Below are 11,676 nucleotides of genomic sequence, written 5' to 3'. Positions count from 1 at the left end.
CATTCCATCAATTAAGCACCGCAGCCCCAACCTTCCGGCCCTTGCGCCGACGCGACACCATCAGCCCCGCCGCAACTACCAGCAAGCTCAGGATCCCGGTGGCAATGATCTCCACCTGATGCGCTTCCTGGAACAACATGATCGTCAGCACGCCCACGATGAACACGATCACCGCATACGTCAGGCCCGGGAACAGCCACATCTTGAAGGCAATCTTCTCGCCCGCTTCCGTGCGTTTCTGGCGCATGCGCAGTTGCGACACGGCGATCACCAGGTACACCAGCAGCGCGATGGCGCCGGAGCTGGCCAGCAGGAATTCAAACACCGCCGCCGGCGCCACGTAGTTGGCGAATACCGCCAGGAACGCCGCGCCGGTAGACAGCAACACCGCCCAGTAAGGCGTGCCGCTCTTGTTGGTGATCTTGGACACCGCCGGTGCATCACCGCGACGGCCCAGGGAGAACATCATGCGCGAAGCGGTGTACAGCGCCGAGTTCAGGCAACTGGTCACGGCCACCAGCACCACCAGGTCAACGATCAGCTTGGCATTCGGGATGCCCATGCGTTCCAGCACGGTCTGGTAGGAACCGACCGCTGCCAGCGCAGGATCATTCCACGGCACCAGGGCCACGACGATGAAGATCGACACCAGGTAGAACAAGCCGATCCGCCAGATCACCGAGTTGGTGGCCTTGGAAATCTGCTGGCCCGGGTTCTTCGATTCAGCGGCCGCGATGGTCACGATCTCGGTGCCCATGAACGAGAACATGGTGGTCAGGATCGCCGCCAATACCGCGCCCATGCCGTTGGGCAGGAAGCCCTGGGTGTCGAACAGGTGCGAAACGCCGCTGACCTGACTGCCCGGCAGGAAGCCGAAGATCGCCAGGATGCCGAGGATCACAAACCCGATGATCGCCACCACTTTGATCAGCGCAAACCAGAACTCGAACTCGCCGTAGTTCTTCACACTGAACAGGTTGGTCGCGGTCAGCAGCAAGGTAATGATCAGGGTGAAGGCCCAGATCGCCACGCCGGGGAACCAGGCGTGCAGGATGGTCGCGGCAGCGTTGGCTTCCAGCGGAATCACCAGCACCCAGAACCACCAGTACAACCAGCCGATGGTGAAACCGGCCCAGTGTCCGATCGCACGGTCGGCATAAGTAGAGAACGAACCCGTGTCCGGCGATGCCACGGCCATCTCGGCCAGCATGCGCATCACCAACACCACCAGCGTACCGGCGGCGGCATAAGCCAGCAGCACGGCCGGGCCTGCCGCAGCAATCGCGTGGCCGGAGCCCACAAACAACCCGGCACCGATAACGCCGGCAATCGACAGCATGGTGACGTGACGCGGTTTGAGCCCCTGTTCGAGGTCATTGGAGCTTTGCGTACTACTCATTGACACACCTTTGCGAGGAATTGCGAATATGGTCCACCCGGTCTGGCGTCTTTCTCGTGAAAAGAAACCAACGGGGCGTTCTTTATTTTTTACGCAAGATTTGCGCCAAAATGTTACAGAGCCGCGATTGACACGGGCTGTAGGGAAACTCAATAGCTCTCGTAAGTCACTGACACTAATGGCATTCCGCTATAGCGTTACTGTGCGACTCACTTGAAAGACGAATCAGTGCACCAAAAACACACACAATTTGTGCGTGACGCCCCATTAAAGGGCTGATAAGGACCGTTCGCCGGTTTAACCCTTCCAACACCCGGCCAAAGCTGGCACCATCGCGCCCTTTTTTACGCGAAACCTGTAGGAATACTGGTTCAAACGGCTGTTCGGTTGTTGATGGCGCGACACACTGCTGTGCCGATGCGACACCCTGCCGCAGACCGTCTGTTTACCGCCTGCAGGGCTGTTGGCTGTCATCCGGACGCTATGCTAGCTTGGCGCCTCGCCAGGAAGGCGGGCCAACAGCAGGAGCGCAATGAACACAATGAGGACCGCACATGGCTGAGGCCACGCCCGCGCTTGAAATCCGCAACTTGCATAAACGCTATGGTGAGCTGGAGGTGCTTAAAGGTATCTCGCTGACCGCCCGCGACGGCGATGTGATCTCGATCCTGGGTTCCTCCGGTTCCGGCAAGTCCACGTTCCTGCGCTGCATCAACCTGCTGGAAAACCCGCACCAGGGGCAAATCCTGGTGGCTGGTGAAGAGCTCAAGCTCAAGGCTGCGAAAAACGGCGAACTGGTGGCCGCCGACGGCAAACAGATCAACCGCCTGCGCAGCGAAATCGGTTTTGTGTTTCAAAACTTTAACCTGTGGCCGCACATGAGCGTCCTCGACAACATCATCGAGGCCCCGCGCCGCGTGCTCGGCCAGAGCAAGGCCGAAGCCACTGAAATCGCCGAAGCCTTGCTGGCCAAGGTTGGCATCAGTGACAAGCGTCATGCCTACCCCGCGCAACTGTCCGGCGGCCAGCAACAACGCGCCGCGATCGCACGCACCCTGGCCATGCAGCCCAAAGTCATCCTGTTCGACGAGCCCACATCGGCCCTTGACCCGGAAATGGTTCAGGAAGTACTTAATGTGATCCGCGCCCTGGCCGAAGAAGGCCGCACCATGCTGCTGGTCACCCATGAAATGGGCTTTGCCCGCCAGGTGTCCAGTGAAGTGGTGTTCCTGCACCAGGGCCTGGTCGAAGAGCAAGGATCGCCACAGCAGGTATTTGAAAACCCGCTTTCGGCGCGCTGCAAACAATTCATGTCCAGCAACCGCTAACGGAGCAACATGCATGCAGAACTATAAAAAATTCCTCTTGGCCGCCGCTGTTTCGATGGCGTTCAGCGCCACGGCGATGGCTGAAACCTTGAAAATGGGGATCGAAGCGGCCTACCCGCCGTTCAACAATAAAGATGCCAGCGGCAACGTCGTCGGCTTCGACAAGGACATCGGCGACGCCCTGTGCGCCAAGATGAAAGTCGAGAAGTGCGAAGTGTATGTCTCCGACTGGGACGGCATCATCCCGGCCCTGAATGCCAAGAAGTTCGACTTCCTGGTCTCCTCGCTGTCCATCACCGATGAACGCAAGCAGGCCGTCGACTTCACCGACCCGTACTACTCCAACAAGCTGCAGTTCATCGCGCCCAAAGCCAACAAAGACTTCAAGACCGACGCGGACTACCTGAAGGGCAAGATCATCGGTGCACAGCGCGCAACGCTGGCCGGTACCTACCTGGAAGACAAGCTGCCGGACACCACCGCCAAGCTCTACGACACCCAGGAAAACGCCTACCTCGACCTGACTTCCGGCCGCCTGGACGGGATGCTCGCCGACAAGTACGTGCAGTACGAGTGGCTGAAAAGCAAAGACGGTTCCGCCTACGAATTCAAGGGCGACCCGGTGGTCGAGAGCGACAAGATCGGTATCGCCGTACGCAAAGGCGACCCGCTGCGCGAGCGCTTGAACAAAGCCCTGGCTGAAATCAAGGCCGACGGCACCTACAAGAAGATCAACGACAAGTACTTCCCTTTCAGTATCGAGTGATCCTGAATGGCCTGCCCGGCGTGCTCGCTTGAGTGCGCCGGTCCTGAGCTTTGCCTTGCGAAACGACTAAACCATGAATTTCGACCTCTACGGATTCGGCCCGGCGCTCGCCGCCGGCGCGCTGATGACCGTCAAGCTGGCGCTCACCGCCCTGTGCCTCGGGCTGGTGCTCGGCCTGGCCGGCGCCCTGGCCAAGACTTCCCCGTACAAGCCGCTGCAATGGCTTGGCGGCAGCTACTCCACCCTGGTTCGCGGCATCCCGGAACTGCTGTGGGTCCTGCTGATCTACTTCGGCACGGTCAACCTGATGCGCTCCCTCGGGGAGTTTTTCGGCAACCCCGACCTTTCCCTCAGCGCTTTCGCCGCCGGGGTGATCGCCCTGGGCCTGTGCTTTGGCGCCTACGCCACGGAAGTCTTCCGCGGCGCGATCCTGGCCATTCCCAAGGGCCACCGTGAAGCCGGTGTCGCACTGGGCTTGTCGAAGGTCCGGATCTTCACCCGCTTGATCATGCCGCAGATGTGGCGCATCGCGCTGCCGGGCCTGGGCAACCTGTTCATGATTCTGATGAAGGACACCGCGCTGGTCTCGGTGATCGGCCTGGAAGAAATCATGCGCCACGCGCAGATCGGCGTGACCGTCACCAAGCAGCCCTTCACCTTCTTTATGGTCGCGGCCTTCATGTACCTGGGCCTCACTGTCCTGGCGATGACCGGCATGCACTTCCTGGAAAAACGTGCCGCGCGCGGCTTTGCGAGGAGCACGCAATGAGTGGCGACTACAGCTGGCTGTCGCATTTCGACCTGGGCCTGAACTGGGCCGTGATCATCAAATGGCTGCCGAAACTGGCCCAGGGCGCAACCCTGACCCTGGAGCTGGTGGCCATCGCCGTGATCGCCGGCCTGCTGCTGGCAATCCCGCTGGGCATCGCCCGCTCGTCACGCCTGTGGTACGTGCGCACCCTGCCCTACTGCTACATTTTCTTCTTCCGCGGCACGCCGCTGCTGGTGCAGCTGTTCCTGGTGTACTACGGCCTGGCACAGTTCGACGCCGTGCGTGAAAGCTTCATGTGGCCGTACCTGCGGGACCCGTTCTGGTGCGCCACCGCCACCATGACCCTGCACACCGCCGCCTATATCGCCGAGATCCTGCGTGGCGCGATCCAGGCCATCCCGCCGGGTGAAATCGAAGCCGCGCGGGCGCTGGGCATGTCCAGGCCCAAGGCGCTGTTCTACATCATCCTGCCGCGTGCCGCGCGCATCGGCCTGCCGGCCTACAGCAACGAAGTGATCCTGATGCTCAAGGCCAGCGCCCTGGCCAGTACCGTGACCCTGCTGGAACTGACCGGCATGGCCCGCACGATCATTGCCCGCACCTACCTGCCGGTGGAGATCTTCTTCGCTGCCGGCTTGTTCTACCTGCTGATGTCCTACGTCCTGGTGCGCTTCTTCAAGGTGCTGGAGCGCTGGTTGCGGGTCGATGCCTGCCAGGGCCGCTGACGCCTTGTTGACGGGTGAGCAACTGCTCGCCCGCTTCCAGGCGCTGGATACGTTCCTCACCGAACATCAAGGGCTGTGGCGACCACGGCCCTTTACTCACCTGCAATTGCCGTGGGAAACCCAGCATCCCGAACTGGCCCATTGGCTGCGCCAGCGCTCGCTGGCCGAAGCGGAAAGCAGCCATAACCAGCCTCACCACCTGCCGGCGCCTGCGCCTTTCCCTGAGCTGGCCATGCAGTCGCTGAATCTCAGTGCTGTGGATAACTTACCGTCCCGCCCGCTACCGGCCGCCCGTCATCGCTTAAACGTCGATGTACCCGGCCGCAAATGGCAGCAGATCGAAGCCTTCGGCGCCGCGCTGCAATTTCGCCAAACCCCCGAACACTGGCTCGACTGGTGTGCCGGCAAGGGCCACCTCGGCCGCCGCCTGTTGCAACCCGGGCAGCAACTGACCTGCCTGGAATACGACCCGGCCCTCATCGCCTCAGGGCAAGCCCTCAGCGAACACCATCAATTGCCCGTCACCCATCGCCTGCAAGACGTGATGGCCGACGTACAGATCAGCCGCGAACAAACCCCGGTGGCACTGCACGCCTGCGGCGACCTGCATGTGCGCCTGCTCCGGCTGGCCAGCGCCGCCGGCTGCCAGCAGTTGGCCGTGGCACCCTGCTGCTACAACCGCATCCGCGCCGAGCAGTACCAGCCGCTGTCGATTGCCGCCCAGGCGTCGTCACTGCATTTATCGGTGGAAGACCTCGGCCTGCCGCTGAGCGAAACCGTTACCGCAGGCGCGCGGGTGCGTCAGCAGCGCGATACGTCGATGGCCAGGCGCCTGGGTTTTGATGTTCTGCAGCGGCAACTGCGCAAGAGCGATGCTTACCTGCCCACTCCGTCCCTGCCCGCGAGTTGGCTGGCCAAGCCGTTCGCCGACTACTGCCGCGAACTGGCGGCCCTCAAGGGATTATCCACAGGGGAACAGGATTGGTCGGCACTGGAGGCCCAAGGCTGGCAGCGCTTGGCACAGGTGCGAAACCTGGAATTAGTGCGTGGTCTGTTTCGGCGCCCGCTGGAAATGTGGCTGGTGCTGGACCGGGCATTGTTTCTCGAAGAAAACGGTTACAGGGTTCAAGTCGGCAGCTTCTGCGAAACACCGCTCACCCCGCGCAACCTGATGCTGCTCGCCGAGCGCAATTAAAGGGCATTTTGTCGCAACGTGCCCTGTGGATAACTCTGTTGATGGAATTCTGGCAGAGGCCCTGCCGGCAAGCTTCGCGGCGCAAAATGCTGACTGGTCATTTTTTGTTCACAAAATAAAACGCACGCAAAACAGGCAGTTGCAGCGTGATGAGAACCGCTCCGCAAAATTGCGGTTTGATGACAGGTCGAACCAACCGATTGTGCATAAGCATCTGAGGTTAGCGGCATAACCCGGGCTTTTCAGCGGGCAACCAGCAGGCGACAAAGCGCATTGATATCGTCACAGGCCATGCTTGCGGCTTGGTTATCCAGCGGATCGCTGCCAAAAGCCAGGGCCTCGCTGATCGCCGGATCCCGATGCACCACCTCCAACAGGCTGTCACCCAGGCGCTTCCTGAACACCTCGACCATGTCCAGGCTAAAGCCCGAGGTCTCGTCGAGTTGGTTGATCACGAAATGGCAACGCAGCGCCGGCCGATCATCAAGGTGTGGCGCCAGCAACTGCTCCATCTGCTCCAGGGTGCCAAGGGAAGCCGCATCCGCCTGGGCGATGACCAGCACCACATCGGCCACGTTCAGTGCCTGATGCAGGTAGACGTTATTGCCCGCCGGGGTGTCGATGATCACCGTGTCCTGCTCACCCAAGCCCAGGGCCGACAAATGTTGCGCCAGCCAATGCGGCTCCTGTTTCAGCCAGCGCTGGAGGTCTTCCTGCTGACGGATATCGGTTTCGCCAAACGTGATCACCTGGCAACCGGCAAAGCCTGAATGAAGGATCTGGCTCCAGCGCTCGTTGTGCAGGCTGGTGCGCCCGATGCCGGGCAAGGTGTGGCTCAGGCCGAAGTGGTGATAGAGCGCGTTTTGCGGGTCCAGGTCCAGCGCCACCACTGGCTGTCCCAGGCGCTGCAAACCGCTGCTCAGCGCCGTGGCCAGGGTGCTGCGGCCGACGCCGCCATTGACCGAAACCAGCGCTACCACCTTCGCCCGGATGTTCGCGGCTTCGCGGGACTGCTCGTTGGCACAAGGGGAATGTCGGGAGAACGACGCGCCACTGCCCATATTGAGGCTGGCACTGTCGTCGACCGGCATGTCTTCGAAGAACTGCAGCATCGAATCCATCCCTTGAACATCACTGGCAGTCGTCTTATCGAACAACGAAAAAAGATCATCGGTACGGCTCATCGCCAACACTCCCTCACGACGCATCTTAAAGACGTGAAAGGTCAGCTGTACTGATGCTTACCGCAGGTCTTTTTGTGGGCGCCTTTGTGTACGCATTCTGTGACAAAGGAATGAAAGTGTCATTATTTTGGTGTTTCTGAAGAAATCTTTAAGACGAGCGGTAAATGGTCAATTTACTGACTAATCTTTATCGGGTCGTAAGGTGTTTGCAAATCCCGCTCCGGGATCTCCCAGATCAGCAGCTTGGGCGGCGTCTGCTTGAACGCCGGGCTGTCGAAATAAGCCTTGGCGGCGCCTGAAAATTCGCCGCCGTCCTTGCTGAAGTTACCCACCGGAGCGTTCAGGGCTTTTTGCAGGAAACCCACGAAATTCGAATTGCGCGAAAACGAGGTACCGATCAGCGCCACGTTCGGCAGGCCGGCGTCACCAAACAAATCGTCAGGGTTACTCGACGCCGCCGGGCCGTTCTCATGCGCGGTGCTGGCCGCAACCTGCTCGCCCACCGGCTGTAACTTCGGCGGCAACCAGTCGAGACCGGCCAGGCGCACCAGGTCACCCGGACGCGGTGCGAGCGGTGCCTGGGTAATGTCGAAGGCTTGCTCCGGCGTGGCCTGGATACCGCGCTGCTGGATGCGCAGGGCCACGGCGCGGGCGCCGGCATTCGAGCCGATTTCGCTCCAGTGCGTGTCGGTACGCAGATAGGCGTCCGGGCCGAGGGGTTTCAGGGTGTCGGTCAAATCCAGCACTTCAACGCCCGCCGCTTGCAACAGCGTGCTCCATTGCTGAATCCGGCCATCCAGCACGGCCGGACGATACAAGCCGCAACGCTGGGCAGCGGCGATGCGGGTTTTATCCGGCACCACCATCACTTGCAGATCAATACCGCGCTGGCCTAGCTGCTTTTTCAGGTCGATCACCGCGTCGGCCTTGGTGCGCGCATTGTCTTCGGCATGCCGGTTGAGCTTCAGTTCATCGCTGATAAACAGCCAGCCCGGGCAGCCCTGGCGCACCCGCGGCCCGGTGTCGCCGAACGCCAGCCAACTGGCGCCGCGCTCCAGGTTTGCCGCTTCGATGGCCATCGGTGCCTTGGACAGTTCCTTGGCAAACCGATGGGTCACTTCACCGTGCAGCAGCATGTCGCTGTCGACCTTGGGCGGCAGGAAACTCACCGGCCCCTTGACCATCAGCCAGACGCAAGACAACAGCCCCGCCGCCAGGAAAGGCACCAACACCCAGCCCGCCAGGGGGCTGGTGCGGACGGCCAATTCACTCGGTGGGGTCGGCGCGGTAGGGGCGGGCATCGTCAGGCTTCCTTAGAACTGAAAGTACAGAAACGGCACGGCATCGCGGCTGGCAATCAGCGCGAACGACAACACAAACCCGGCCAACGGCCACAGGGATGCGGCCACCACAAACCAGGGCTGCGTACCAAAACGCTGCTCGCAGCGGGTCTGCCAGATCGGCGCGATGATGCACACCAAACCGAGCAACGCGGCCATGCCATGAGCCGGGCGCATGGCCACGGCCAACGCATCACCCAAGGCCATGCCATGCATGCCGAATTGGCCGGCGTACATGGTCAGTGCCGAATGGAAGTCCGGTGCGCGGAACAGCGTCCAGGCCAGGCACACAAACAGCAGCGTCAAGATGTGCGACAGCACCGGCGGAATGCTCGGCAGGCTCGAGCGCGACCACGCCCGGTCAATGCACAACGCGATACCGTGGGCCGAACCCCACAACAGGTAGTTCCAACTGTCGCCGCCATGCCATAACCCGGCAATCGCCATGGTCAGGAACAGGTTGCGGTAGGTACGCCATACGCCATCGCGGTTACCGCCGAGGGCGATGTACAGGTAGTCCCGCAGCCAGCTGGACAGCGACAAATGCCAGCGCCGCCAGAAGTCCTGGATGCTGCTGGCGAGGTATGGCCGGTTGAAGTTTTCCGGGAAGTGGAAGCCCAGCATCAAGCCCAGGCCGATGGCCATGGCACTGTAGCCGGCGAAGTCGAAAAACAGTTGCAACGAGTACGCCAGGCAGCCGATCCAGGCATCCACCAGGCTCGGATTTTCCAGGTGGAAGGCGATGTCCACCAACGGCGACAAGGTGTCGGCCACCAGCACTTTCATGCCCATGCCGATCATGAAACGCCGGGCGCCAAGGCTGAAATTCGGCCAGTTGAAATAACGCTGGTTCAGCTCGCGCCGCACCCAGTCATAACGAATGATCGGGCCCGCAATCGAGTGGCCGAACATCGAGATATAGGTCGCGTAATTGATGAAGCTGCGCTCCACCGGCACGGTGTGCCGGTGCACATCCACCAGGTACGAAATCGCCTGCAGCACAATGAACGACAACCCGGCCGGCAACGCCACGCGCTGCCAATCCAGCGGCATCGCGCCGTACCAGGTGATTACCTCACTCACGGTGCCCGCGACGATGTTGGCGTACTTGTACCAACACAGCACCGCGGTGTTGAACACGATCAACGCGATCAACAGCCGCACCCGGCCCTTGCCGTCTTCACGGGAACGGTCCACCAGCAAACCGCCGACCCACGCCACCACGGTCAACACCATGTGCAGGAACAGGAACAGCGGGCTCAACCAGCCGTAGAACAGCCAGCTGCCGATCAACAGGATGACGTTGCGCCAGCCCGGACGGGCCAGCGCATAAATCAACAGGAAGGCCGGCAGGAACAGCGTGAGGAATTCCAGTGAGGCAAAGACCATGGTGGTGTCGGGCCCGATCAGTTAGCGAGCGTGTCGGAGGTAAACAGCAACCTCGAACCGGCGGCCGATGGCAGTGCGAACACGCTGTAGCGTTCGCCGGCCTTGAGGGTGAAGGTCAGCGGCTGGCCCACCGGCGCGTTGGCGCACTTGAGCTGCACCGACAGTTCCACCGGGTTGATCATGCGGCGCGAAATCGCGCCTTCGGCGACCTTCTTGAACAGCTCGGCTTTTTGCGCCACGGCTTCCAGGCTCGCGTCGGCGCAGGCGGCGTCGGCGTTGATAAAGGCCAGCGAGGCCTTCAGTGCGTTGAAGTCATCCGGCTGTTCGTGGATCACCAACTGGCGCGTGCCGCCCTTGGCGTCCGGCACGGCCACTACGGTGGCGAACTCGCCCGGCGCGACGGTCACGGCCAGCTCGGAATCCTTGCCGCCCTGGCTCAACACACCCTTGATCGGGGTCTGGCCGCCCGACACCGGCAGGTAGTCAGACACCAGTTTGTCGCCACCCAAGACCAGGCTGGCCTTGGAGCCCTGGGGCAGCAATTTCAGCTCGCCGTCGGTGCCGTTGGCCAGGCGCAGGAAGGCCGAATCCTTCTCCGGGCCGGTGGGGTAAAGCGGGATGTCGGCGCTGTAGGCGCTGACGCTGGCGAGCAAGGTCGCCAGGCCCAGGGTAATCCGTTTCATCATTGCGCTCCTTTGCCCACGGCGGCCGGTGGCAACTTCGCCAGGGAGTCGCCGATCGCCTTGGCCCACTTCTGGTAGCCGTCGATGGTGAAGTGCTGGCCGTCGGTGGTGATCCACTGGCCCGGCTTGGAGAAGGTCAGCGAGTCGACGTAGGTGCACGGCGCCACGTTGGTGGCGAGGAACTGCGACATCACCTTGGTGCGCGCATCATCCTTCTTGTACTGCGAACCGACCTTGCCCCACGCCGGCCCGACCCACACGCACTTGGTGCCGGTTTCGGTGATGGCCTTGGTCAGGGAAGTCACGCTTTTCCAGGCCCAGACTTTCGGGAACTGCGGCTCCGGGTACGAGGCCATGGTGTCGGCGATGATGATCACCACCAGGTCCGGCTTGTCCTTGGCGATCAGGTCTTTGATCGGGGTGGTGCTCATGGCGTTCTTGCCGAAAATCTCGGCCTTGCCAACCGGCAGGCGCTCGGCACCGCACTCGACTTTCTTCGGCACGATCCAGTCGGCTGCACCGGCGCCGCACGCGCCGATGGAGTGAACCTTGGCGCCCTGGGCGGTGAGGTTGTCCTGCAGCGGGTTGAGCAGTGAATCAGGAAAGCTCATGTGACTTTCGCCCAATACCAGCAGGGTCAGGCCGGCAATAGCAGAAGCGGAAACAGGCATGGATGACTCCTATCAATCAATTCGAATAAGGGGAACGGTACGGACTGACCGGCAAGGGCATAGGCCCGCTCAGGTCTTCAAACAAGTAGCGCAGGTAGGCGTTACCGACGTATTGGCGATAGTCTTGGGCGTTGTCGAGACCGACTTCGCCACCCAGGTAAAAGCGCGAGCTGAGGCGGTATTCGGCGGCGGCGTTGAAGCTGTAGCCGATGCCGGTCTTGCTG

Annotated in this window: 12 protein-coding genes; 5 read left to right on the top strand and 7 right to left on the bottom strand. The window is 61.5% G+C overall.

Translation table 11 applies throughout. From position 1 onward, the window contains the following. Positions 1–7: 7 nt before the first annotated feature. Entirely contained in the window at positions 8–1,399 is a 1,392-nt protein-coding gene (gabP, locus tag JV201_RS01480) for a GABA permease (RefSeq protein ID WP_003218057.1), read from the bottom strand. A 554-nt stretch (positions 1,400–1,953) separates the two neighbouring features. Here gabP and JV201_RS01475 point away from each other — a divergent pair. The 5 genes from JV201_RS01475 to JV201_RS01455 all read left to right on the top strand — a co-directional run bounded on the left by JV201_RS01475 (position 1,954) and on the right by JV201_RS01455 (position 6,185). After that, positions 1,954–2,727 (top strand): ABC transporter ATP-binding protein, encoded by a 774-nt coding sequence (locus JV201_RS01475; protein ID WP_003218059.1) that lies wholly within the window; start codon positions 1,954–1,956, stop codon positions 2,725–2,727. A 13-nt stretch (positions 2,728–2,740) separates the two neighbouring features. Further along, positions 2,741–3,493, top strand: coding sequence for an ABC transporter substrate-binding protein (locus JV201_RS01470; RefSeq protein WP_003218061.1), 753 nt, complete (start codon positions 2,741–2,743; stop codon positions 3,491–3,493). A gap of 73 nt (positions 3,494–3,566) precedes the next feature. Beyond that, a complete protein-coding gene (locus JV201_RS01465; RefSeq protein WP_003218063.1) occupies positions 3,567–4,262 on the top strand; it encodes an ABC transporter permease in 696 nt (231 codons plus the stop codon). A 38-nt stretch (positions 4,263–4,300) separates the two neighbouring features. After that, on the top strand, positions 4,301–4,990 hold the full coding sequence (locus JV201_RS01460; RefSeq protein ID WP_219407125.1) for an ABC transporter permease: 690 nt from the start codon (positions 4,301–4,303) through the stop codon (positions 4,988–4,990). After that, on the top strand, positions 4,971–6,185 hold the full coding sequence (locus JV201_RS01455; protein ID WP_219406413.1) for a methyltransferase: 1,215 nt from the start codon (positions 4,971–4,973) through the stop codon (positions 6,183–6,185). The genes JV201_RS01460 and JV201_RS01455 overlap by 20 nt, the downstream gene beginning before the upstream one ends. A 242-nt stretch (positions 6,186–6,427) precedes the next feature. On the opposite strand, the gene bcsQ is transcribed toward JV201_RS01455, so the two are convergent. The 6 genes from bcsQ to JV201_RS29485 form a co-directional block, all read right to left on the bottom strand. Continuing rightward, positions 6,428–7,369 carry a cellulose biosynthesis protein BcsQ gene (gene bcsQ / locus JV201_RS01450; RefSeq protein ID WP_177021036.1) on the bottom strand — a complete coding sequence of 314 codons (942 nt, stop codon included), beginning with the start codon at positions 7,367–7,369 and terminating at the stop codon, positions 6,428–6,430. 173 nt (positions 7,370–7,542) lie between these two features. Continuing rightward, positions 7,543–8,670: a cell division protein FtsQ gene (locus JV201_RS01445; protein WP_008435708.1), complete on the bottom strand. Its 1,128-nt coding sequence runs from the start codon at positions 8,668–8,670 to the stop codon at positions 7,543–7,545. A gap of 12 nt (positions 8,671–8,682) precedes the next feature. Beyond that, positions 8,683–10,098, bottom strand: a complete 1,416-nt coding sequence (locus JV201_RS01440) for an MBOAT family protein (RefSeq protein WP_219406412.1) — start codon at positions 10,096–10,098, stop codon at positions 8,683–8,685. Positions 10,099–10,115: 17 nt separating this feature from the next. Beyond that, a complete protein-coding gene (locus JV201_RS01435; protein WP_219406411.1) occupies positions 10,116–10,781 on the bottom strand; it encodes an alginate O-acetyltransferase AlgF in 666 nt (221 codons plus the stop codon). After that, positions 10,781–11,452 carry an SGNH/GDSL hydrolase family protein gene (locus JV201_RS01430; protein ID WP_003218072.1) on the bottom strand — a complete coding sequence of 224 codons (672 nt, stop codon included), beginning with the start codon at positions 11,450–11,452 and terminating at the stop codon, positions 10,781–10,783. The genes JV201_RS01435 and JV201_RS01430 overlap by 1 nt, the downstream gene beginning before the upstream one ends. 16 nt (positions 11,453–11,468) lie before the next feature. Continuing rightward, a partial coding sequence (locus JV201_RS29485; protein WP_257903278.1) for a cellulose synthase subunit BcsC-related outer membrane protein occupies positions 11,469–11,676 on the bottom strand: 208 nt, incomplete at its 5' end.

It is taken from the genome of Pseudomonas sp. Colony2, from assembly GCF_019382755.1.
In the GTDB taxonomy this organism is placed as follows: domain Bacteria; phylum Pseudomonadota; class Gammaproteobacteria; order Pseudomonadales; family Pseudomonadaceae; genus Aquipseudomonas.
The sequence above is the reverse complement of the archived record's forward strand: the minus strand, read 5'-3'. Positions and strand labels throughout refer to the sequence as shown.

What these genes read in the sequence shown, in the direction of transcription:
- gabP (WP_003218057.1), bottom strand. Translation starts at nt 1,399, where the DNA reads ATGAGTAGTACGCAAAGCTCCAATGACCTCGAACAGGGGCTCAAACCG.
- JV201_RS01475 (WP_003218059.1), top strand. Translation starts at nt 1,954, where the DNA reads ATGGCTGAGGCCACGCCCGCGCTTGAAATCCGCAACTTGCATAAACGC.
- JV201_RS01470 (WP_003218061.1), top strand. Translation starts at nt 2,741, where the DNA reads ATGCAGAACTATAAAAAATTCCTCTTGGCCGCCGCTGTTTCGATGGCG.
- JV201_RS01465 (WP_003218063.1), top strand. Translation starts at nt 3,567, where the DNA reads ATGAATTTCGACCTCTACGGATTCGGCCCGGCGCTCGCCGCCGGCGCG.
- JV201_RS01455 (WP_219406413.1), top strand. Translation starts at nt 4,971, where the DNA reads ATGCCTGCCAGGGCCGCTGACGCCTTGTTGACGGGTGAGCAACTGCTC.
- bcsQ (WP_177021036.1), bottom strand. Translation starts at nt 7,369, where the DNA reads ATGAGCCGTACCGATGATCTTTTTTCGTTGTTCGATAAGACGACTGCC.
- JV201_RS01445 (WP_008435708.1), bottom strand. Translation starts at nt 8,670, where the DNA reads ATGCCCGCCCCTACCGCGCCGACCCCACCGAGTGAATTGGCCGTCCGC.
- JV201_RS01440 (WP_219406412.1), bottom strand. Translation starts at nt 10,098, where the DNA reads ATGGTCTTTGCCTCACTGGAATTCCTCACGCTGTTCCTGCCGGCCTTC.
- JV201_RS01435 (WP_219406411.1), bottom strand. Translation starts at nt 10,781, where the DNA reads ATGAAACGGATTACCCTGGGCCTGGCGACCTTGCTCGCCAGCGTCAGC.
- JV201_RS01430 (WP_003218072.1), bottom strand. Translation starts at nt 11,452, where the DNA reads ATGCCTGTTTCCGCTTCTGCTATTGCCGGCCTGACCCTGCTGGTATTG.